The following is a 22,168-nucleotide window of genomic DNA, read 5'->3' as shown; positions in this document are numbered from 1 at the left end:
TCCCGGCCGATTCCAGTGATCCGGCCGGGAAACCCGGTCTAAGTACCGATGCTTAGGCGTTGGCTGCCTCAAGCACCGCAATGGGAGCGACCACGTCACGCGCAGGGAACGACGGCGGGTTGACCCCTGCCATCTCTTCCATCACGCGTACCACCTGGCAGGAGTACCCGAATTCGTTGTCGTACCAGACGTAAAGAACGAGGTTCTTGTCGGTGGAGATGGTGGCAAGCCCGTCAACGATGCCCGCACGACGGGAACCAACGAAGTCCGTGGAAACGACGTCCGGGGAGTCGATGTAGTCGATCTGCTTCCGCAGCTGGGAGTGCAGGGACATCTCGCGGAGGTAGTCGTTGACCTCGTCGCGGGTGGTGCTCGTGGCGAGGTTGAGGTTCAGGATAGCCATGGACACGTCCGGGGTAGGAACGCGGATGGCGTTGCCCGTCAGCTTGCCCTGCAACTCCGGGAGGGCCTTGGCAACGGCCTTGGCAGCACCCGTTTCCGTGATGACCATGTTGAGCGCGGCGGAACGTCCGCGGCGGTCGCCCTTGTGGAAGTTGTCGATCAGGTTCTGGTCGTTGGTGAAGGAGTGCACGGTCTCAACGTGGCCGTGGACGATGCCGAATTTGTCGTTGATGGCCTTCAGGACCGGAGTGATGGCGTTGGTGGTGCAGGAAGCTGCGGTGACGATCTTGTCTTCGTCGGTGATGTCGCCCTGGTTGATGCCGTGCACGATGTTCTTCAGGTTGCCCTTGCCCGGAGCAGTCAGGAGCACGCGGGCCACGCCCTTGCTCTGCAGGTGCTGGGCCAGTCCCTCGGCGTCGCGCCAGCGGCCGGTGTTGTCCACTACCAGGGCATCCTTGATGCCGTAGGCCGTGTAGTCCACCGTGGCGGGGTTGTCCGAGTAGATGACCTGGATCTGGACACCGTTGGCGGTGATCGTGTTGGCTTCCTCGTCCACGCGGATCGTGCCCTCGAAGGAACCGTGGACCGAGTCGCGGCGCAACAGGCTGGCACGCTTGACGAGGTCGTTGTCCGCGCCCTTGCGGACCACGATGGCGCGCAGGCGCAGGCCGTGGCCACCACCGGCCTTCTCGATCAGGATGCGGGCCAGGAGGCGGCCGATGCGGCCGAAACCGTAGAGTACGACGTCGGTGCTGGTGCGGTTGTCAGCGCCGCGCTTGCCGACGATGTCCGCCAGTTCGGTACGGAGGAAAGCGTCCAGGGACGCACCTTCACCTTCGGCACGGTATTTCTCGGTGAGGCGTGCGATGTCGATTGCTGCCGCGCCGAGCTCCAGCTCAGCCAGTGCATTCAGCAGCGGTGCAGTCTCTTCCAGCTGCAGCTCGGTGTTGCTCATCCGACGCGCGAAGCGGTGGGCCTTCAGGATGTTCATGGTGGACTTGTTGATCAGGCTACGGCCGTGGATGCTGGTGACCACGTTGTTTTCCCGGTACAGCCGGCCGATCACCGGAATCATGGCTTCGGCGAGGGCCTCCCGGCCCATCCACTTATCAAGACAAGAATCTGACGTCTGGCTCACAGAACTACCTTCCTTGGGTCAACCACATACGTCCTCGTATGCAGATGGCGTCGGCCGCCCGGAGTAGTCCTGCGGCACATGCGCCGCAGGCTTCGGTCCACCCGCAGCGCCTTGAACGAGAGCAAAGAAAATCCGCCGGCTGCGAACGCAGACCAGCGGCAGAACCTCTACGTTCGCTAACCATTCTAGGGCGCCACAGGCGCCACTTCCTCGCCGAGGGGCGTGAAATCACTCACAGCGGCGTCACATTCGGACAGCAGGGCAGGCCCAACCGAAAAGGGGCAGCCACCGCTGCAGGAATTGCAGGGGGAGAGTGGATGGGTTGGCCGATACGCCGGGTTCTGTCATCCCCTGCCGTTGCCGGCAAAGGAGTGGCGGCCATCCATCTACGAACGCCGTTGCCGACGCCCTCCAGCAGCCTACCCGGACACTCGGGCGAGCAGCCCTCGAACGTGTCCTGTCTGGCCTTGCTCCGGGTGGGGTTTACCTAGCCTCCCCGGTCACCCGGGGAGCTGGTGGTCTCTTACACCACCGTTTCACCCTTACCTGCGCTTGGTGCGGGGCACCAGGACGCGGGCGGTCTGTTCTCTGTGGCACTGGCCTGCGGGTTACCCCGAGTGGGCGTTACCCACCACCCTGCTCTGCGGAGCCCGGACGTTCCTCGAGCCACTTGCGTGGCGCGCGACCGCCTGGCCAACCCATCCGTCCTTCAGTCTACCGGCGTCAGGCGCCCGCCCTGTCACAGGTAATATCGACGGGTGCTGATTCTCCTGCCGCCTTCCGAAGGCAAGACCCCCGCTGCCAAAGGCCCTGCCATTGATTGGGAGGCGTTGAGCTTCCCGGAACTGAACCCTTACCGGGCCAAGGTGCTGGACGCATTGGGGACGGTCAGCGCCCACGAGGACGCACTCGCCTTACTGGGCGTCGGCGCCTCCTTGCGGGACGACGTCGAACGCAATACCCGGCTGCACGCCGAACCGGCGGCGCCCGCCCACCAGGTCTATGCGGGCGTGCTGTATGACGCATTGGGCTTTGGCACCATGACGCCGACCCAGCGACGGAAGGCAACGGAGTCCATCCTGGTGGTCTCCGCCCTGTGGGGCGCGATTGGCTTTGGCGACCATGTGCCCGCCTACCGGCTGTCCATGGGAACCGCACTGCCCGACGTCGGACGCCTCGCCTCCTACTGGAAACCCCAACTGACGGCCGCCCTCGCCGCCCGCACCGAGGGGGAACTGCTGGTGGACTGCCGCTCCAGCACCTACGCGGCTGCCTGGGCTCCCCCGCCGGCGCAGACCGTCTCTGTCAACGTGTTTACGGAGGCCAACGGCAAGAGGACCGTGGTAAGCCACTTCGCCAAGCACACGCGCGGCGAACTGGCCAGGCACCTGCTGACACGTCGCGGAAAAACACCGGCCACACCTGTTCAGCTCCTGAAAGCCACCAACGAGGCCTGGACCGCCGAACTTGTTGAGGGCACTGCACGCAAACCGCACGCGCTCAACATCATTCTGAGGGGCTAGTCGGCTAGTTCCACTCCGCGGACCGGACCAGGATGCATCCCGAATCCGGGCAGAAGACGATCTCGTCCTCGGCGGCTGCTTTCACTTCTGCGAGGTCGCCGGGGCTGAGTGTCATGCCGGACCCCTCGGACTTGCCGTGGAAGAGCCGGGCCGCACCTACGCCGCGCTTGGCAATGGTCTTTTCGTAGATCGCGAGCATGGTGGGGTCCAGGGTCTCCGCAAAAGCTGCCCGTTGTCCGCGGACAACCGCCTCTTCCGCGGCAACCTCCGCGATGGCCTCATCAAGCTCGGCCCTGATGGCACCAAAAGATCCTTGGATGTCGTCCACGATCGCCTGTTGCGCTGCCTGCCGTTCCCGCAGTCCGTCCAGGCGTTCAAGGATCTCCAGCTCGATGTCTTCAAGGTCCGAGCGGCGCTTGTTGAGGGAGGCGATATCGTTCTGCAACGCAACCAAGTCCTTGGAAAGTCCTGTTCCGCTGTTGAGCCGGGCCTCGTCCCGGTCAATCCGTGAAACCACCTGCTCCACGTCAGCTTCCGCGCGGCGCAGCTCCGCTTCGGCGTCGTGCACGGCCAGCTTGGCCGCACCGAGTTCGCCGTTGGCCACGGTGAGGGCATCAGTCAGGTCCACGATCCGGGGATCCGTCTCCAGGACCTTCCGGCGTCCGGCCAGCGACTTCAGCTTGGCGTCTAGTCCCTGCAGATCAAGCAATTTCAGTTGTTCTGCCGGTGCTGCTTTCGCCACGCTTACCTCCGCTGGTCTGTGTTTTCCCTACGGTTTGCCCGTATGTTCCTAGACTCTAGTCCCCGCCGGGAGTCAGGATGAAGTCCCAGGGATCGCTGTTGGTGCTGCTGACGCGGATCTCGACGTCGAAGCCCTGGTCCATGAGCACGTTGCCAAGCGCTTCGGCCGCGACGGGAAGCCACAGCCATTCGCTGGCGAAGTGCGAGACGTCAATGAGGTAAGGCCTGCCGTTCACCGCACCTTCGCGGGCTTCAGAGGCAGGGTGGTGGCGCATGTCCGCGGTCACGTAGACATCGGCGTGGTTGGCGCGGACGGCGTCGAGCAGGCTGTCACCTGCCCCGCCGCAGACGGCAACCCTGCGCACCAAGCCGTCCTTGTCCCCTGCCACGCGCACACCGCCGGCCACCGCCGGCAGCATCCCGAAAACCCTGGCGGCGAAGTCGCCGAGTGTCATGAGCTCGGGGAGGTCGCCTACCCGGCCGATCCCTTCCTCCGGCAAGCCGTTGGCCGCGGTGGCCAATGGCGTAACGTTGTCCAGCCCCATGGCATCGGCAAGGACGTCAGAGACTCCCCCTACCGCCGAGTCCCCGTTGGTGTGCACGGTGAGCAGTCCCGTTCCGGCTTCAATGAGGCGGTGCACGGCCAGGCCCTTGGCCGAGGTGGCAGCCACGGAGTTCACCCCTTTGAGCAACAGCGGGTGATGGGTTATGAGGAGTTCGGCGCCCCATTCGATCGCTTCATCAATGACATCCAGGGTGGGGTCAACAGCGAAGAGGACTTTGGTGACCGGAACATCGGGGCGGCCAACAACCAGCCCCACCTCGTCCCAGTCCTCCGCGAGGGATTCGGGCCAGAGTTCCTCCACTGCCAGCAGGACCTGGCCCAGGGTCGGTTCCCCGTTCGCGTCGATCGTGCCGGCTTCATCGCCGGTGTCCCCGTTGGAAAGGGCGGTGTCTACTGCTTCCATACTCTTATTCTTACCTACGCAGCCGGATCGGTCAGGGTCCGGCCACGCGCCAAAGTGCAGGAGGCTGCTCGATTCCGTCACCGTCCCGTAAGGTGTTGCGGGAATCATCACGCCCTGCGAGCCATTGAAGAGATCATGAAAACTTTCGTACTTGGCGGCGGCTGCTTCTGGTGCCTTGATGCCGTTTACCAAAAGACCCGCGGTGTCAGCTCGGTTGTCTCCGGCTATACAGGCGGCCATCTGCCCGATCCCGACTACTACGAGGTGTGCTCCGGAACCACCGGGCATGCCGAGGTGGTGGCGGTGACCTTTGACGAAGCCTCGGTTCCGGAAGAGGTCATCCTGGACATGTTCTTCGCCCTGCACGACCCCACCACGTTGAACCGCCAGGGCTACGACGTGGGCACGCAGTACCGCTCCTCGATGTTCTACACCACCACAGAGGAGAAGATCCTTTTCGAGGAAGCCATTGAGCGCGCCCAGGCATTGTGGTCGAATCCGATTGTTACGGAAGTGACCAGGCTGGGTCATTTCTACGATGCAGAAGATATCCACCAGAACTACTACGCAAAATTCCCGAACCAGGGCTACTGCCAGGTGATTATTAACCCGAAGCTGGCCAAGGCCAGGAAATATTACTCCGCATGGCTAATTGCTTAGCGGGGTTTCCGCCCCGCTGGTTAGGCTGACCTCAGCAATCCCTCTTCAGAGATAGGCATACATTTTCATGGCAAGGATCTACGACGACGTCACCCAGTTGGTCGGACGCACCCCGCTTGTCCGGTTGAACCGCCTTACCGAAGGACTTGACGCCACTGTTGCGGTCAAGCTGGAGTTCTACAACCCGGCCAACAGCGTCAAAGACCGCATCGGCGTGGCCATCATCGACGCCGCCGAGAAGTCCGGTGCCCTGAAGCCCGGCGGCACCATCGTCGAAGGAACCTCCGGAAACACGGGCATCGCCCTTGCTTTGGTGGGCGCAGCCCGCGGCTACAAGGTCATCCTCACCATGCCGGAGACCATGTCCACGGAACGCCGTGTCATGCTCCGCGCCTACGGCGCCGAAATCGTCCTCACCCCGGGTTCCGAAGGCATGCGCGGTGCGGTGGAGAAGGCCCAGGAAATCGTAGCCAACACCGAGAACTCCATTTGGGCACGCCAGTTCGCCAACGAGGCCAACCCCCAGGTGCACCGTGACACCACGGCCGAGGAAGTCTGGGCAGATACCGACGGCGAAGTGGACATCTTCGTTGCCGGCGTCGGCACCGGCGGAACCATCACCGGCGTCGGACAGGTCCTGAAGGAACGCAAGCCCGGCGTACAGATCGTGGCCGTCGAACCCAAGGACTCCCCCATCCTGAACGGCGGCGCCCCGGGCCCGCACAAGATCCAGGGCCTTGGAGCGAACTTCGTTCCCGAAATCCTGGACACCAACGTCTACGACGAGGTGCTCGACGCCACGCTCGAAGATTCCGTCCGCGTTGCCCGCGAACTCGGTGCCCGCGAAGGCATCCTGGGCGGCATCTCCTCCGGCGCGATCGTGTGGGGCGCACTGGAACTGGCCAAGCGCCCCGAAAACGCCGGCAAGCTGATTGTGGCTGTGGTCTGCGACTTCGGCGAACGTTACATCTCCACCGTGCTGTTTGACGATATCCGCGGCTGATCCTTCGCCCGCACCCAACCCGTTCCTGTAGAAAGGTCTTTGTGAGTTTCTTCGCAAGGCTTAAGGAAGACCTCGACGCCGCCCGGTCCCACGACCCGGCGGCTCGAGGTTCTTTTGAGAACTTTTTCGCCTACTCCGGCCTGCACGCCATTTGGGCCCACCGGCTGACGCACAAGCTGTGGCAGAATCCGGCCCTCCGTTTTCCTGCCCGGCTGATATCACAGCTGGCCCGGTTCATGACCGGCATCGAGATCCATCCCGGTGCCACGATCGGGCGCCGTTTCTTCATTGACCACGGCATGGGCGTGGTGATCGGAGAGACCTCGGAGATCGGTGACGACGTCATGATCTACCACGGGGTGACGTTGGGCGGCCGTTCACTGGCCAAGGTCAAGCGGCACCCGACCATCGGTGACCGGGTCACCATCGGCGCCGGGGCAAAGGTGCTGGGTCCCATCACGATCGGTGCGGACAGCGCCATCGGCGCCAACGCCGTGGTGGTGAAGAACGCTCCCCCGGAGTCCATCATCACCGGCATCCCCGCCACATGGCGGCACAGGGATGCAAGGTCGGAGACCAAGCCGGCGGTGGACCCCGCCGAGTACTACATCGAATACCGGATCTAGCAAGCACGGTCCGGAAGACTCCCGGCGCCCCGGGATCCCTCGCCCCACGGCAGGGATCCCGGGGCGTTTGCGCCTTCAAGGCCCGGGGGATCGATGCGTCCTGGGACGGCAAAGGCCGGTTCCTCCCGGTGTGTGCGGGAGGGACCGGCCTTTGCGGTGATCGTGGTTAGTGGGTGTCCACTGCCGAGATTTCGGACTTGTCCTCGCCCCACAGCGTGTGGAACGTGCCCTCGGCGTCGACGCGGCCGTAGGTGTGGGCACCGAAGAGGTCGCGCTGGCCCTGGATCAGGGCAGCGGCCACGCGCTTGCGGCGCAGACCGTCGTAGTAGGCCAGGGATGAGGAGAAGACCGGTACCGGGATACCCAGCTGAACAGCGGTGGCCACAACGCGGCGCCATGCCGGCAGTGCCTCGGCGATGGCCTTTGTGAAAGCCGGCGCGAAGAGCAGGTTCGCGGGCTTTTCCTCGGCGGCGTAGGCGTTGGTGATGTCCTTGAGCAGTTCAGCGCGGATGATGCAGCCTGCGCGCCACAGCGAGGCGATCTCGTCCAGCTTCAGGTCCCAACCGTATTCCTTGGCCGCAGAGGTCAGCATGTCCAGGCCCTGGGCGTAGGAAACCAGCTTGGAAGCGTACAGCGCCTGACGGACATCCTCGACGAACGTCTCGGGGATTTCGACGGCGGCTTCTGCCCCTTCCAGCAGCTCCTGGCCCAGCTTGCGCTGCTCAGCCTGCGAGGACAGTGCGCGGGCGAAGACGGACTCGGCGATGCCGGATACCGGCGAGCCCAGCTCGAGTGCGGAGATAACCGTCCAGCGGCCGGTGCCCTTCTGGCCTGCGGCGTCAACCACAACATCCACGAAAGGCTTGCCGGTCTTGGCGTCCACGTGGCCAAGGACCTCGGCGGAGATTTCAATCAGGAAGGAGGACAAATCGCCCTTGTTCCATTCAGCGAAGATTTTGGCCTGTTCGGCCGGTTCGATGCCTGCACCAGAGCGCAGGAGATCGAAGGCTTCGCCGATGACCTGCATGTCGGCGTATTCGATGCCGTTGTGGACCATCTTGACGAAGTGGCCTGCACCGTCGGTGCCGATCCAGGCGCAGCACGGTTCGCCGTCGACCTTGGCGGAGATCTTTTCCAGCAGCGGGCCGAGCGCGTCGTAGGACTCGCGGGAACCGCCGGGCATGATGGACGGGCCATTGAGCGCGCCTTCTTCGCCGCCGGAGACACCGACGCCCACAAAGTGGAGGTCCTTCTTGGCCAGCGCGGCTTCCCGGCGGCGGGTGTCCTCGTAGTGCGAGTTACCGGCGTCGATGATGATGTCGCCGGCTTCGAGCAGCGGCTCAAGCTGTTCGATGACGTTGTCCACGGGGGCACCGGCCTTGACCATGATCAGGACACGGCGCGGCTTCTCCAGCGAGTCGACAAGCTCCTGCAGCGTTTCCGTGCGGATGAAATCGCCCTCTGACCCGTGCTTTTCAAGGAGTGCGTCGGTCTTCTCCACGGAACGGTTGTGGAGTGCCACGGTGAAGCCGTTGCGGGCAAGGTTGCGGGCAAGGTTGGCGCCCATCACCGCGAGGCCGGTGACACCGATGTGTGCTGACATCAAAACTCCAATTCGATCGTGCATAGTCCTGCAGGCAGCAGGAAGCGATTTCGTTAACAGGGGCTGTAATAAACCATACGTATTAAATTCGCGGGCCGGTAGCCTGGCTCACGTTGTGGGACAGCGCCGCGTCATAAAACAGTCTAGGATGACGCGGCTTTCCGGCGCGGGCGGCACGAACGTGCCGAACAGGGCCGAAGCAGGCGGCCTGCCTTCCGGGCGGAGTGTGCGCCACTATGCTTACCACTATGTCAACCAGCCTCCACCACCGCGCCGTCGAGCATCTGGGAACCCGGATCGTGGGTGGCACCCTCCCCACAGGCCACGTCATGCTGGCCGAGCACTTGGAAGAAGAGCTGAATGTCTCCCGCTCCGTCGTGCGCGAAGCAGTCCGGGTGCTCCAATCGCTGGGACTGGTGGAAACCATCAAGCGGGTGGGCATCAGGGTCCTGCCTGCCCACCGCTGGAACCCCTTCGATCCCCTGGTGATCCGCTGGCGGCTGGCCGGTGAAGCCCGCGGCGCCCAGTTGCGGTCGCTGGCTGAGCTGCGCTCCGCCGTCGAGCCCGTAGCTGCCGAACTGGCCGCCGGCAACGCACCGGACGCCCTGCGTCAAGAGCTCATGGACATCTCCCTTGCCCTGCGGGAAGCGGGCGACGCCGGGGACACAGCCCGCTTCCTGGAACTGGACATCCGGTTCCACGCCTTGGTGCTGTCCGGCTCAGGCAACGAGATGTTCGCCAACTTGATCGGCCAGGTTACTGAAACATTGACCGGGCGGACCGTTCACGGCCTGATGCCTGAGCACCCGCAGCAACAGGCCCTGCAATGGCACATCGATGTTGCCGAGGCGATCCACGCAGGAGACGGCCCCCGGGCCCGGGAGGCCTCTGATCAGATCATGCGTCACACCATTGCGGAGCTGGCCCCCATCTGGGAGAGCCAGCCCCGCGTCTTCGTTCCCGTCGCCAGGACCTAATCCCGGAAGTTCAGCAGTACCTTCCCGGATTCTGCTGAGTTCTTTGCCACCTCAAACGCTTCGAGGCCGTGGTTGAGATCGAATTCGTGCGTAACCACGGGGTCCACGGCCAGCGAGCCGTCGGCCAATGCCGTAATGACCTCGTCGATCTCGTCGTTGAAGCGGAAGGAACCAAGCAGTTCCAGTTCCCGGGTAATGGCCAACGAAATGAAGACCGGCTGGGGACCTGAGGGCAGCAAGCCCACCATCACCACCTTGCCTCCCCTGGTAGCCCCCTTGATGGCCGACGCCAGCCCGAAGTGGCTGCCCGAGGACTCAATGACGATGTCGGCGTCGACGGCGGCAATGGCCTCGGCGTCGTCGCCCTTCAGAACCGCATCCGCGCCTACCGCGCGTGCAATCTCCAGAGGCTTGTCATGCATGTCGACGGCGACGATCCGCGACGCGCCGTTGCGCTTCAGCACCGCAACAGCCAAGGCGCCGATCGGCCCGCTGCCGATCACCAGGGCAGTCTTCCCGGCAACATCCCCGGCGCGCGCTACGGCGTGCCAGGCGACGCTCGCCGGTTCCACGAGGGCGGCTGTCCGGAGGTCCAGGTTTTCCGGCAAGGCCCGCAGCATCCTGGAAGGAAGGTTCGAGTAGCGGCTGAAGGCGCCGTCAGTGTGCGGGTACCGCGCAGCACTGCCCAGGTAGGTGCAGCCAGGAGAAAGGTTCGGCCGGTCCTCCGGATACCGGACGTCACCCGGGGCGGGAGTGGCAGGGTGGACAGCCACCGGCGTGCCGGCTTCCGGACCACTGCCGTCCGCCGCCTGCTGGAGGACGACCCCGACGATTTCGTGGCCAAGGACCATTGGTTCCTTGAGGATGGACTCACCGGCTGCGCCATGGAGCCAGTAGTGCAGGTCCGATCCGCAGATTCCCCCGTAGGCGATCTCAACAATCGCCTCGTCGGGTGCGGGGCGGGTCAGCGGAAGGTCTTCGATGCGCAGGTCGCCCTTGCCGTGGGCCACCACAGCGGGTCCGGATGCTGGAAGCATGATGCCCATCAGACCACCACCGTCATTCCGCCGTCGACGAAGATCGTCTGGCCGTTGACGAAGTTGGAGGCCTGCGACGCCAGCCACACAGTGGGTCCGGCGAGGTCAGCCACCGTGCCCCAGCGGTTGGCGGGCGTCCTGCCCAGGATCCACGAATTGAAGTCCTGGTCGTCAACCAGGTTCTGGGTCATTTCCGTGTGGATGTATCCCGGTGCAATGCCGTTGATTTGCAGCCCGGAAGCTGCCCATTCCGCGGTCATGGCGCGGGTCAGGTTCCGCAAGCCGCCTTTGGCCGCAACATAGGGCGCGATGGTGGGGCGGGCGAGGTCGGTCTGCACCGAGCAGATGTTGATGATCTTGCCGCTGCCCCTGGGGATCATGTGCCGGGCGGCTTCACGGCCCACCAGGAAGGCACTGGTGAGGTCGGTGGTGATCACGCGTTCCCAGTCCTTGACGTCAAGGTCGAGCATGGGAACCCGGTGCTGGATGCCGGCATTGTTGACCAGGATGTCCAGTGGGCCGACGTTCTCCTCGACCCAGTCCACGCCCTCAGCGGCGGAGGCAGCGTCGGTGACATCGAAAGCCCGGCTTTGGACCCGCCCTTCGGGGTAATCGGCGGCCATTGCCTGCTGCGCAGCCTGAAGCCGCTCGCTGTTGATTCCATTCAGCACCACCGTCGCCCCGGCGTCGGCAAGGCCCCGGGCGAGGGCGTTGCCGATCCCCCGGCTTGAACCGGTGACCAGCGCAACGCGGCCGGTCAGATCGAATAGTCCACTCATGGTTATGTTGATTTCCTTCGTGTTCGGATCCGGCAAGGGCTTGTTCATGCCGGTCGGATGGGGTTTGTTAGCTGGCGGCTGGTGACCCGGCGGGCGGTGATCAGGCGGGCGGTGACCAGGCGGGAATGGCGCCCAGGTTGGCGATGGTTTGCCGAACAACGGCCAGGTCCTGGTCACCCAGCCCTTGGCGCTTCAGTTCGGCGTAAAGCTCAGTGGCGGCCGTCGCGATAGGGACGGCGGTCCCGGCTGCCCGGGCGCTGTCCAGGACGAAGCCGAGGTCCTTGTGCATGAACTTGGCAGGACCCGTGGGGTGATAGTCCTTGGCTGCGAGGCGGGGTCCAACGACCTCCAGGACACGGCTTCCCGCCAAGCCGCCGGACAGGACGTCAAACAGGGCTTCCACATCCATGCCCGAGTGCTCGGCGAGTTCCGCCGCCTCGGCGAGTGCCGCCGTCGTACTTCCCACGATCAACTGGTTGCACGCCTTGGCGAGCGACCCGGATCCCAGTCCGCCCATGCGCCGGACCGTGGAACCCATGGTCGAAAAAAGCGGGTGAAGCCGCTCGAAGTCCGCCTCCGATGCGCCCACCATGATGGCGAGTGTCCCCTGCTGCGCGCCCACCGTGCCGCCGCTGACCGGTGCATCCACCACAACGGCGTTCCCGGCACTGGCCTCGGCCACGGTGTCACCGAACCGTCGGACTTCGGTCGGGGAGACACTGCTCATGATGACGACGGCGGTACCTGCCGCCGGGGGCACGGCCCGCCACGCGGACAGCAGGCCAGCGGCTGCGTCCTCAATGAAGGGCAGGTCAGGCAACATGAACACGATGACCGGCTCATCCCGCAGATCGGCGACGCTGGCCGCGCGCTTAATGGCCGGAACCGCGTCGAAGGCGCCTTCGGACCTGTTCCATCCCGTCACGTCCCAGCCGCCCGCAGCCAGGTTCGCGGCCATCGGAGCCCCCATCAGGCCCAGGCCTATGAAGCCTGCGCGCCTGCCGGGAGCCGATCCGGTGCTGTTCATGGGTTCGCCCTCACTTCTTCGTGGTCATATCGGAGAAATCTGTTCAATATCCTAGCCGTCATTCAGTATGATGAACACTATGACGACTGATGAACTTACCATCGCGATCGCTGTACCCCTCGAAGCTGAGTATGTAGAGCAGATCCGTGCTGTTGACCCTTCCGTGACCGTCCTCTACGAGCCGGACCTGCTGCCCCCCGAGCGTTTCCCGGCCGACCACGCCGGCGACCCCCGCTTCGAGCGCACCCCTGAGCAGGAAGAGCGCTACTGGTCGATGCTGAACAAAGCCCAGGTTCTGTACGGCTTCCCGAACGAGAGCCCGGCGGGCCTGGCCAGGATCGCCGAAAGCAACCCCCGCCTGCAATGGATCCACGCCATGGCTGCGGGAGCAGGCGGCGCCGTCAAGGCATCGGGCCTCGACACCGAAACCCTCCGGAAGTTTCACGTCACCACCTCAGCCGGAGTGCACGCGCTCCCCCTCGCTGAATTCTCCGCCTTCGGCATCCTGAACGGGTTCAAGCGCAGTGCCGAGCTGGCCCAGGACCAGGCTGCCAAGGTGTGGCCTGAGCTGCGGACCCCCACCAGGCTTGCCAATGGCTCCAAGGTTGTCATTGCAGGCCTCGGCGAGATCGGCATGGAGACGGCACGGATCGCACGGGCCCTTGGCATGAAGGTCAGCGGCACCAAGCGCAACGTCGAAGCCATTGAAGGAATCGACGAGGTCACCACCAACGACGGACTCGCCGGCCTGGTTGCCGACGCCGACGCCGTGGTCAACACCCTGCCCGGCACCCCCTACACGGAGAAGCTTTTCAGCACCGGGATCTTCTCCGCAATGAAGCCCGGGACAGTGTTCGTCAACGTTGGGCGCGGCACGGTAGTGGACGAGGACGCGCTGCTCGAAGCCCTCAACAACGGGCAGGTCTCCTATGCTTGCCTCGACGTTTTTGCTGTTGAGCCGCTCCCCCAGGACAGCCCGCTCTGGAGCCACCCCAAGGTGCTGGTTTCGCCGCACACCTCAGCACTCAGCGCTGCCGAGAACCGCCTCATTGCAGAACGCTTCTGCAGCAACCTCCGCAAGTTCATCGACGGGGAAGATCTCCCGCACCTCGTGGATCCGGTGCACTTCTACTAAACCCGCGCCACCAACAAAGGCTCCAACCCCCGGACTGAACCGGCCGCCGGGGGTTGGGGCCTTTTGCTGTGTGGCCCACCCGCGGCGGGTTCGCGGGAATCCTGCGGTCACCCAGGGAAACTTCGCGCCGCACGGCAGCTTTCCGGCGAACACGTGGGCCCGCGAACGCCAGCTTTCCCGCGAACGCGTGCTTTCCCGCGAACGCGTGGGCCGACTCACGTCGCCGGAAAGCAGTGGCACACGCGAAAGGGCGGCTTCGCCGTGCGAAGCCGCCCTTTCAGGGGTTTACAGCGCCTACTTGGCATCCTCCGTGCTGACGAGGTCGCGTCCCACCGTCTCCGGAGTGAAGAAGGTAGTGACAAAGGAGATGAGCGCCAGGACAAGCGAGTAGATGGCAAGGACCAGCCACGAATGGTTGGTTGCCGCCAGCAATACTGCTCCAAGCAGAGGGGCGATACCGCCGGCGATGACTGCGGAAATTTCCCGGCTCATGGCCACGCCGGTAAACCGGTACTGCGAACCAAAGAGCTCAGGAAGCAAGGGGCACTGCGGGCCGAGCATGGACTGTACGCCGATCGCGATGCCCACTGCCATGACGATCCATACCAACGTGACGTTGCCCAGGGTGACCAGGTAGAAGGCCGGGACAGCAATGATCGCCTGGAAGAGGGCACCGTAACGGTAGACCGGAACACGGCCGAACCTGTCGGACAAAGCACCGAAGGTAACCACCAGGATGGCTGCGAAACCTGCGGCAATCAGCAGGCCGACGGGGCCAATGGAGTTATTGCCCGCGAAAACACCGGCCGGCATGCTCATGAACGACACCAGCAGGGCCGAGTAGATGGACGAGTTGCCGTTTTCTCCCATACGGAGCCCGATGCCCACCAGGACGTTCTTCTTGGAATGCTTCCACAGCGCACCGATGGGGTTCTTGACGACGTTCTTGTGCTTCTCAAGTTCCTGGAAAGCCGGAGTTTCCTTGAGCTTCAGGCGAATGAAGACCGCAACGATGATCAGGATGAAACTGGCCAGGAAGGGAACGCGCCACAGCCAGCCTTGAAGGACCGAGGTGTCCGCCATGGCAATCAGGGCAAACGTACCGGCGCCCAGGAGCGTGCCGAGCTGGATACCCACGAAAGGCAGGGATGCGAAGAACCCACGACGGCGGCGCGGGGCCACTTCCGAGATCAGCGTCGTTGCGCCGGCCTGCTCCGCGCCGGCACCGAGGCCTTGGATGATCCGGAGGGTCACCAGCAGAACTGCGCCCAGCATGCCCGCCTGTTCGAACGTGGGGAGCAATCCGATGGCGAAGCTGGCGGTGCCCATCAAGGCGATGGTCAGGATCAGTACCATCTTCCGGCCGAACCGGTCACCGATGAAACCGAAGATCAGCCCGCCGAAGGGACGCGCCGCGAATCCGACGCCGTACGTCGCGAAGGACGCGATGAGGGCGCCGTCCGGCCCCAGAGGAGCAAAGAACAACGGCCCGAAGATCAAGGCCGAAGCCAAGCCGTAGATGTAGAAGTCGTAGTACTCCAGAGCGGAGCCTACGGAACTGGCCAGCGTTGCCCTTCGAAGCTGGTCCGGTTCTACAACCGCGTCGTCAGCCTCCGCTGCGAGCTTTGCATTGGTTTGAGTAATCACAAGCACTCCCTCAACATCACGCGAGGCCCCCGTTGGCCCGGCGAGATAGTGATGGCTTCAACCGCCAAGGTCACTATACTGAACAGCGTACAGCGAGTTGAATCACATGCCAATATTGAAATCAGATTTATTTGCAGGTCTGAGCTAGTCAGCCCATAGGGTTGCCCAGGGATCGGGCCAATTCCTTCAGCTCTTTGACCATGAGCGCGCCCTGCTCTTCGGAATAAGTGGCCTTCAGTGCTGTCACCGACAGTCCAAGGCTGGGTCCATGGGCGCCGTGAGTAGGCACCGGCACGGCCAGGCAAACGACGCCGACGGTCGACTCCTCGTCCTCGAAGGCGAAGCCTTGCTTCCGTATGGTCGCAATCTGGGCCTTTAGCTCCTCGGCCGTCCTGAGGGAATTTGCCGTCATGACCGGCAGTGCCATGCCGTCCGGGAACATGGCCTCAATGTCGTGGTCGTGGAGTTGGGCAATCAGCGCCTTGCCCACGCCGCACAGGGACACGGGCATTTTGTCGCCGATGTTGGATGTCAGCCGGACAGCGGGGTGGCCCTCATAGCGGGCCAGATAGATGACGTGGTCACCGTCGAGCATGGCGATGCGCACGGTCTCCCCGGAGAGGGTGGGCGCTTGCTCGCAGTACTTGTAGAACTCCTGGACCTCATCAAGACGGCTCAGATACGCAGCGCCGAGTTCAACGAGCTTGCGCCCCAACGCGAAATCGGCTCCTTGGCGGGTGATAAGCCGCGCCTCTTCCAGGGCAAGCAGCAGATTCGAGGTGGAAGATTTGGGAATCCCCAGCTCCCTGGCGAGGTCACTCAGGGTCAGTCTCCCCGAAGGGGACCCGGCGAGGGCGTCCAGCACTGCGGCAGCCCGGGTCACGGCCGGAGCCGGCGACGATGCTCCCAACCCTTCTGAACGGGCGGTTCGGGAATCAGCCATGATTCTCCTTCGTCGTTGGATCCTGCTGTTCAGTCTGCTGAACAGATCCCATCATAGTGGGTTTTGGAGAGTGAGAACCTACGATTTCCGTCCCGGCGGTTCCGGCAAAAGACACAGAACTGCCCATTGCCGTGATTGCTTTCCATTCATCCGGAGTTCGCTGTATATTCTTTTTCGAGCTCTCCACCGCGGCATCCCCCAATAGTCGCGGTGGAGAGCTCAGCCATTTCCAGGGAAACAGCGGGTCCTGCCTTAGGCGACAGCGTGCATTTCTTCCCTGATGCACCACCCTCCGCCGGCGCCGTCGCGCACGAGTTCCCATGTGGCCAGGGCCGAACCCGGGTTGCTACCGAGGCGGACCTGGACCTGGCACACTTCAATGTCCACCCTGCCCTGCCCGCGAGGCATGCGCTTGGTGGTCTCCCACCAGGCCACCCGTTCAAACCAGCGAACGGGCTCGACCGCTATCTGCCATTCCCTGGCTCCCCGCACCACCGACTCGGGGGTGCCGTCAGCTGTGTTACGTATATAGACGTGCTCCATACTGAGGACACTAGGGGCAGGTACTGACAGGATTGCTGCCGGCAAAAACAAACCCCCGGCTTCTTCCAATGGGAAGATGCCGGGGGTTTTATGTGGTGGGTCCTACCGGGATCGAACCGATGACATCCACGGTGTAAACGTGGCGCTCTACCAGCTGAGCTAAAGACCCTTGCTTGGTTCCGTACGTTCAGCACGTCAACCAACGAACAACGACTCTACATGATCATCCGGCAGAATGACCAATCGAACGTTCCGCTTGATCCAGATCGGGCAAATGCCCCGCCAAATAGCTCAACGCTCCGCTGACGCCCAGGTCCAGCTTCAGCGTTGCGAACTCATCGCCCCGGGTGATGCCCCTGTTGATAATGACCACCGGCTTGCCCGCCTTGGCAGCATGGCGGACGAACCTCAGCCCGCTCATGACGGTTAGAGACGATCCGGCCACCAAAAGGGCGCCGGCGTCGTCAACCATGCCATAAGCCCGCTGAACACGATCTTTCGGGACGTTTTCACCGAAATAGACAAAGTCAGGTTTGAGGGTTGCCCCGCAGACGGGACAGACGGCCACCACAAAGGACGTGATGAGTTCCGGATCTTCCACGGTCGCATCCGCATCAGGAGCCATCTCCACCACGCCGGCCTCGACGGCCTTCTGGACGAAGCCCGGGTTCAACTCCTCGAGGATGGCGGCGAGCAACTTCCTGGAAAAGGTGTGGCCCTGCTCCAGGCAGATGACCTGGTCGAAGCGTCCATGGAGGTCCACCACGTTGACACTGCCTGCGTCTTCGTGGAGCCTGTCGACGTTCTGCGTGATGAGTCCGCTCAGGAGGCCCCGCTGTTCCATGGCTGCCACGGCGGCATGGCCCACGTTCGGATTGGCGCGGCGCAGATGCGACCATCCGATGTGGTTGCGGGCCCAGTACCGCCGGCGGTTTGCCGCGCTGCGGATGAACTCCTGGTAGGTCATGGGCTTTCTTGGCGCCGATCCCGGTCCCCTGTAATCAGGTATTCCGGAATCCGTACTGAGGCCTGCGCCGGTGAGGACAGCCAGTCGCTTGCCTGCCAGGACCCCATGCGCTTCTTGCAGCCCGGCAACCTCGGCTGGTTCCAAAGCTTCCATGGGTGCGGGGTCCTGGCTGGCGAAGCCTGTCATGCCCACGCCGGGCGTCACGTTGCTCACAGCCGGCCCGGGAGGTGCACTGCTACTGCTCCGCCAAGGCAGACAGCGCGGCACGGTATTCTCCGAGGTCGCGTGCTTGCCCCCGGGGGTTGACTACCACGTAGCGGACGATGCCATCTGCATCGATGATGAACGTTCCCCGAAGAGCCATGCCGCTGTCTTCGTCGAAAACGCCATACTGGCGGGCTACTTCCCCGTGGGGCCAGAAGTCCGCCAGAAGATCAAACCCGTAGCCCTCTTTTTCGGCGTAGGCGCGCAAGGAAAACTTACTGTCCACGGAGATGGCGAGCACTGCAGCGTCAGCGTCGTCAAAGGCCCCGATATTGTCCCGGAGCTCACAGAGTTCACCGGTGCAGATTCCTGAGAAAGCAAAGGGATAGAAAACCAGGACCACGTTCCGGCCCCTGAAGTCCGACAACCGGATGGGCTCGCCGTATTGGTTGGACAACTCGAAGTCCGGCGCCGGTTCCCCGGCCGCAGGTACGGTCGCCGGGAGGGATTCGCGTACTTCCGTCACTTGTTCTTCTTTGCCACGAGCCGGGTGGCACTCCAGTCCTTGGAAACTCCGGCCGAGGTTGTCAGGTGGAGCCCGGACGTGGGCGCTGCATCCTGGATATCGGCCGGGGAGACGTAATTGGGACGGCCGGACTTGGGCGTCAGGACCCAAACCACTCCGCCCTCCTTCAAAGTGGTGAGCGAGTCCATCAGGGCATCCACCAGGTCACCGTCGCCGTCGCGCCACCAGAAAATCACGGCATCGACGACGTCATGATCGTCTTCATCCAAGAGTTCTGATCCGGTGAAATCCTCGATATCGTCACGCAAGTCGAAGTCGACGTCGTCGTCATAGCCGCGTTCCTGAATCAGATCCCCATCTTTGAAACCCAATCTTTCCGCCACATTTACCGATGTGGCGGCGTCGGCCTCGCTCACGTTTCCTCCTTTTGAAGTGACTTCCATTACTAAAGCCAACACCCTTTGGGCGCCCGCTTCAAGCCGTCGCAGCTGCGGGCGGCCACTTTCCACCTTACTCCGAGGGCTTTTGCCCGCGCGGAAACACCGTGTATCCGGCCATGCCACACGTCCGGGTGTGACATACAACGCCTGTGAACGGGTGCGGCTACGCATACCAGCGCCGCGAAAGCTAGAGTGGCCATGAGCGCTTTGGCTGCAGGGCGACCGCCCCGAAGAAATCCTCTATGGACAGCCATTCGCTCACAAGACCTGCCCGGCGCATCCGACCGGGCTGTTGAAACCGAGATGTCGCACACGACGCGTTCATGACGGGCAGTTACCCTGCCGGACCTGAGGCGCCGATGGATGCGCCTAAAGGAAGGTTGGACGTGGCTGCAGGAGAAGAGACCTCACACATCCTCAGCGGGTTGACTGCCCAGCTGCCTGATCGTGATCCGGAAGAGACTGCGGAGTGGATTGAGTCCCTTGATGCGTTGATCGCTGAGCAGGGTACTGAGCGTGCGCAGTTCATTATGCGTTCGTTGCTCCAGCGTGCCGGTGCCCGGAGCGTGGGTGTTCCGATGGTGACCACTACTGATTACGTGAACACGATTCCGGTGGATCAGGAGGCCGAGTTCCCGGGTAATGAGGAGTTCGAGCGCCGGTACCGGGCGTATATGCGGTGGAACGCGGCGGTGATGGTTCACCGGGCGCAGCGCTCTGATATCGGGGTGGGCGGGCATATTTCCACGTACGCGGGCGCGGCGACGTTGTATGAGGTGGGTTTCAATCACTTCTTCCGCGGCAAGGACCATCCTTCGGGCGGGGACCAGGTGTTTTTCCAGGGCCACGCGTCCCCGGGCATGTACGCGCGTGCGTTCATGGAAGGGCGGTTGAGCGAGGAGGATCTGGACGGGTTCCGGCAGGAGAAGTCCAAGGAAGGCCATGCCCTGTCTTCCTACCCGCACCCGCGCCTGATGCCGGGGTTCTGGGAATTCCCGACCGTGTCGATGGGTATCGGCCCGATGAACGCGATCTACCAGGCCCAGTCCAACCGGTACCTGCATAACCGCGGGATCAAGGACACCTCGGACCAGCAGGTCTGGGCGTTCCTTGGTGACGGTGAAATGGACGAGCCCGAATCGCGGGGTTTGCTGCAGCTGGCAGCGAACGAGAACCTGGACAACCTGAACTTCGTGATCAACTGCAACCTCCAGCGCCTGGACGGGCCGGTACGCGGCAACGGCAAGATCATGCAGGAACTCGAAGCGTTCTTCCGCGGCGCGGGCTGGAACGTGATCAAGGTCGTCTGGGGCCGGGAATGGGACTCCCTCCTGGAAGCGGACCACGACGGTGCGCTGGTCAAACTCATGAACGAAACCGCCGACGGGGACTACCAGACCTACAAGGCCGAATCCGGCGGGTTCGTCCGCGAACACTTCTTCGGCCGCACCCCGCAGACCAAGGACATGGTCGCGGACCTGAGCGATGAACAGATCTGGAACCTCAAACGCGGCGGCCATGACTACCGCAAGGTCTACGCCGCGTACAAGGCAGCGACCGAGTTCAAGGGCAAACCCACCGTCATCCTGGCCAAAACCGTCAAGGGCTACGGCCTGGGACCGCACTTCGAGGGCCGCAACGCGACCCACCAAATGAAGAAACTGACCATGGAAGACCTCAAAGCCTTCCGTGACCACCTGCGCATCCCGATCAGCGATGAACAACTCGACGCGGACCTCTACCGGCCCCCGTACTACCACCCCGGCATGGACGCCCCGGAAATCCAGTACCTCATGGAACGCCGCAAAGCACTGGGCGGATTCCTGCCCGAACGCCGCCCCGGCCACACCCCCGTGACCCTGCCCGAAGCCAAATCCTACGACATCGCCAAACGCGGATCCGGGAAACAACAAGCCGCGACCACCATGGCCTTCGTGCGCCTGCTCAAAGACCTCATGCGCGATAAGAACTTCGGCCACCGCCTCGTCCCGGTCGTCCCGGACGAATCCCGCACCTTCGGCATGGACGCGTTCTTCCCGACCGCGAAAATCTACAACCCCAAAGGCCAGAACTACCTCTCCGTGGACCGCGACCTCGTCCTGGCCTACAAAGAATCCCCCGCCGGACAACTGATCCACCCCGGCATCAACGAAGCCGGAGCCGTCGCAGCATTCACCGCCGCCGGAACCTCCTACGCCACCCACGGCGAACCCCTGGTCCCGATCTACGTCTTCTACTCCATGTTCGGCTTCCAACGCACCGGCGACTCCTTCTGGGCCGCAGCAGACCAAATGACCCGCGGCTTCATCATCGGCGCCACCGCAGGACGAACCACCCTCACCGGCGAAGGACTCCAACACGCCGACGGACACTCCCCCCTGCTCGCCTCCACCAACCCCGCCGTCCGCACCTACGACCCCGCCTACGGCTACGAAATCGGCCACATCATCCGCCACGGACTCGAACAAATGTACGGCGAGGACAGCACGGATAAAAACGTCATGTACTACCTCACCGTCTACAACGAGCCCATCACCCAACCGGCCGAACCCGCCGACCTGGACATCAACGGACTCCTCAAAGGCATCTACCAACTCGCCCCCGCACCCGAAGGGGACCCGAACCGGCCCACCGCACAAATCCTCGCCTCCGGCGTCTCCGTGCCCTGGGCCCTGGAAGCCGCCCGCATCCTCAACGAGGACTGGGGCGTCGCCGCGGCCGTCTGGTCAGTAACCTCCTGGAACGAACTCCGACGCGACGGACTCGCCGCCGAAGAACACGCCTTCCTCAACCCCGGCCAGGAAACACCCACCCCCTTCATCACCAAACAACTCCACGGCCACAACGGACCCGTCATCGCCGTGTCCGACTACATGAAAGCCATCCCCGACCAAATCCGCCAATACATCCCCAACGACTTCGCCTCCCTCGGAGCAGACGGCTTCGGCTTCTCCGACACCCGCCAAGCCGCCCGCCGCTACTTCAAAAACGACACCCACTCCATCGTCACCAAAACCCTGCAACTTCTCGCCGCCAAGGGCGAAGTCGCAGAAGACGCCACGGAGAAGGCCATCGCGAAGTACCGGCTGCTTGACGTCAACGCCGGCACCACCGGGGGCGCAGGCGGGGAGGCCTGACCTTTCGCCAAGGCCCAGGCCAGTCCCCCGGCTGGCCAAGCCCGGCAACAATCCGCACGGCGGCTTCCACCGGAAGGTGGGGGCCGCCGTCGGGCTTTAAGCACGCCGTTTGCAGCGCCACGCGGTGACGTGAGCCGCACCA

General features: G+C 63.4%; 20 protein-coding genes, 1 tRNA gene and 1 other RNA gene. 7 read left to right on the top strand and 15 right to left on the bottom strand.

The window, feature by feature from the left end; all coding sequences use genetic code 11:
* Window positions 1-52: 52 nt before the first annotated feature.
* Together HMI59_RS09845 and rnpB are read right to left on the bottom strand one after the other, a co-directional pair.
* Window positions 53-1,540, bottom strand: coding sequence for a glyceraldehyde-3-phosphate dehydrogenase (locus HMI59_RS09845; protein ID WP_193593531.1), 1,488 nt, complete (start codon window positions 1,538-1,540; stop codon window positions 53-55).
* Between the two features lie 314 nt (window positions 1,541-1,854).
* Window positions 1,855-2,241: RNase P RNA component class A (rnpB, locus tag HMI59_RS09840), an RNA gene on the bottom strand.
* A gap of 57 nt (window positions 2,242-2,298) precedes the next feature.
* Between rnpB and HMI59_RS09835 the strand changes: the two genes are divergently transcribed.
* On the top strand, window positions 2,299-3,063 hold the full coding sequence (locus HMI59_RS09835) for a YaaA family protein (protein WP_166185446.1): 765 nt from the start codon (window positions 2,299-2,301) through the stop codon (window positions 3,061-3,063).
* Between the two features lie 4 nt (window positions 3,064-3,067).
* Here the strand turns inward: HMI59_RS09835 and HMI59_RS09830 are convergent, their stop codons facing one another.
* Window positions 3,068-3,805 (bottom strand): zinc ribbon domain-containing protein, encoded by a 738-nt coding sequence (locus HMI59_RS09830; protein ID WP_062097007.1) that lies wholly within the window; start codon window positions 3,803-3,805, stop codon window positions 3,068-3,070.
* A 55-nt stretch (window positions 3,806-3,860) separates the two neighbouring features.
* Window positions 3,861-4,772, bottom strand: a complete 912-nt coding sequence (locus tag HMI59_RS09825; protein ID WP_193593530.1) for a Nif3-like dinuclear metal center hexameric protein — start codon at window positions 4,770-4,772, stop codon at window positions 3,861-3,863.
* 135 nt (window positions 4,773-4,907) lie between these two features.
* Between HMI59_RS09825 and msrA the strand changes: the two genes are divergently transcribed.
* The 3 genes from msrA (at window position 4,908) to epsC (ending at window position 7,061) form a co-directional block, all read left to right on the top strand.
* The gene (gene msrA, locus HMI59_RS09820) at window positions 4,908-5,432 is read left to right on the top strand and encodes a peptide-methionine (S)-S-oxide reductase MsrA (protein ID WP_021470726.1); all 525 of its coding nucleotides are present in this window, start codon (window positions 4,908-4,910) and stop codon (window positions 5,430-5,432) included.
* 67 nt (window positions 5,433-5,499) lie between these two features.
* A complete protein-coding gene (cysK, locus tag HMI59_RS09815; RefSeq protein ID WP_021470727.1) occupies window positions 5,500-6,435 on the top strand; it encodes a cysteine synthase A in 936 nt (311 codons plus the stop codon).
* A 41-nt stretch (window positions 6,436-6,476) separates the two neighbouring features.
* A complete protein-coding gene (epsC, locus tag HMI59_RS09810) occupies window positions 6,477-7,061 on the top strand; it encodes a serine O-acetyltransferase EpsC (RefSeq protein ID WP_021470728.1) in 585 nt (194 codons plus the stop codon).
* A gap of 166 nt (window positions 7,062-7,227) precedes the next feature.
* On the opposite strand, the gene gndA is transcribed toward epsC, so the two are convergent.
* Entirely contained in the window at window positions 7,228-8,664 is a 1,437-nt protein-coding gene (gene gndA / locus HMI59_RS09805) for an NADP-dependent phosphogluconate dehydrogenase (protein ID WP_021470729.1), read from the bottom strand.
* Window positions 8,665-8,912: 248 nt separating this feature from the next.
* Between gndA and HMI59_RS09800 the strand changes: the two genes are divergently transcribed.
* On the top strand, window positions 8,913-9,641 hold the full coding sequence (locus HMI59_RS09800; protein ID WP_193593529.1) for a FadR/GntR family transcriptional regulator: 729 nt from the start codon (window positions 8,913-8,915) through the stop codon (window positions 9,639-9,641).
* Here HMI59_RS09800 and HMI59_RS09795 read toward each other — a convergent pair.
* The 3 genes from HMI59_RS09795 to HMI59_RS09785 all read right to left on the bottom strand — a co-directional run bounded on the left by HMI59_RS09795 (window position 9,638) and on the right by HMI59_RS09785 (window position 12,484).
* Window positions 9,638-10,687, bottom strand: a complete 1,050-nt coding sequence (locus HMI59_RS09795) for an L-idonate 5-dehydrogenase (protein WP_193593528.1) — start codon at window positions 10,685-10,687, stop codon at window positions 9,638-9,640. The genes HMI59_RS09800 and HMI59_RS09795 overlap by 4 nt on opposite strands.
* Complete coding sequence (locus HMI59_RS09790; RefSeq protein WP_193593527.1) at window positions 10,687-11,457, bottom strand: SDR family oxidoreductase; 771 nt, start codon at window positions 11,455-11,457, stop codon at window positions 10,687-10,689. Before HMI59_RS09790 ends, HMI59_RS09795 begins: the two co-directional genes overlap by 1 nt.
* A 100-nt stretch (window positions 11,458-11,557) precedes the next feature.
* Window positions 11,558-12,484: an NAD(P)-dependent oxidoreductase gene (locus tag HMI59_RS09785; protein ID WP_193593526.1), complete on the bottom strand. Its 927-nt coding sequence runs from the start codon at window positions 12,482-12,484 to the stop codon at window positions 11,558-11,560.
* Window positions 12,485-12,551: 67 nt separating this feature from the next.
* Here HMI59_RS09785 and HMI59_RS09780 point away from each other — a divergent pair, with 67 nt between their 5' ends.
* Entirely contained in the window at window positions 12,552-13,619 is a 1,068-nt protein-coding gene (locus tag HMI59_RS09780; RefSeq protein ID WP_166185464.1) for a D-2-hydroxyacid dehydrogenase, read from the top strand.
* A 294-nt stretch (window positions 13,620-13,913) separates the two neighbouring features.
* Here the strand turns inward: HMI59_RS09780 and HMI59_RS09775 are convergent, their stop codons facing one another.
* The 7 genes from HMI59_RS09775 to HMI59_RS09745 form a co-directional block, all read right to left on the bottom strand.
* Window positions 13,914-15,272 (bottom strand): MFS transporter, encoded by a 1,359-nt coding sequence (locus HMI59_RS09775; RefSeq protein WP_043427679.1) that lies wholly within the window; start codon window positions 15,270-15,272, stop codon window positions 13,914-13,916.
* 142 nt (window positions 15,273-15,414) lie between these two features.
* Window positions 15,415-16,209, bottom strand: coding sequence for an IclR family transcriptional regulator (locus tag HMI59_RS09770; RefSeq protein ID WP_021470736.1), 795 nt, complete (start codon window positions 16,207-16,209; stop codon window positions 15,415-15,417).
* A gap of 252 nt (window positions 16,210-16,461) precedes the next feature.
* On the bottom strand, window positions 16,462-16,752 hold the full coding sequence (locus HMI59_RS09765; RefSeq protein WP_193593525.1) for a hypothetical protein: 291 nt from the start codon (window positions 16,750-16,752) through the stop codon (window positions 16,462-16,464).
* Between the two features lie 93 nt (window positions 16,753-16,845).
* Window positions 16,846-16,921, bottom strand: a tRNA-Val gene (locus HMI59_RS09760).
* 54 nt (window positions 16,922-16,975) lie between these two features.
* Entirely contained in the window at window positions 16,976-17,905 is a 930-nt protein-coding gene (locus HMI59_RS09755; protein WP_193593729.1) for an NAD-dependent protein deacetylase, read from the bottom strand.
* Window positions 17,906-17,954: 49 nt separating this feature from the next.
* Window positions 17,955-18,449 (bottom strand): peroxiredoxin, encoded by a 495-nt coding sequence (locus tag HMI59_RS09750; protein ID WP_179014297.1) that lies wholly within the window; start codon window positions 18,447-18,449, stop codon window positions 17,955-17,957.
* A complete protein-coding gene (locus HMI59_RS09745; RefSeq protein ID WP_021474829.1) occupies window positions 18,446-18,865 on the bottom strand; it encodes a DUF3052 domain-containing protein in 420 nt (139 codons plus the stop codon). The genes HMI59_RS09750 and HMI59_RS09745 overlap by 4 nt, the downstream gene beginning before the upstream one ends.
* A 383-nt stretch (window positions 18,866-19,248) precedes the next feature.
* Between HMI59_RS09745 and aceE the strand changes: the two genes are divergently transcribed.
* Entirely contained in the window at window positions 19,249-22,026 is a 2,778-nt protein-coding gene (gene aceE, locus HMI59_RS09740; protein WP_193593728.1) for a pyruvate dehydrogenase (acetyl-transferring), homodimeric type, read from the top strand.
* The last annotated feature ends 142 nt before the right edge of the window (window positions 22,027-22,168 follow it).

It is taken from the genome of Paenarthrobacter sp. YJN-5, from assembly GCF_015040095.1.
GTDB lineage: Bacteria > Actinomycetota > Actinomycetes > Actinomycetales > Micrococcaceae > Arthrobacter > Arthrobacter ureafaciens.
This window is presented reverse-complemented; position numbering and strand designations above follow the sequence as displayed.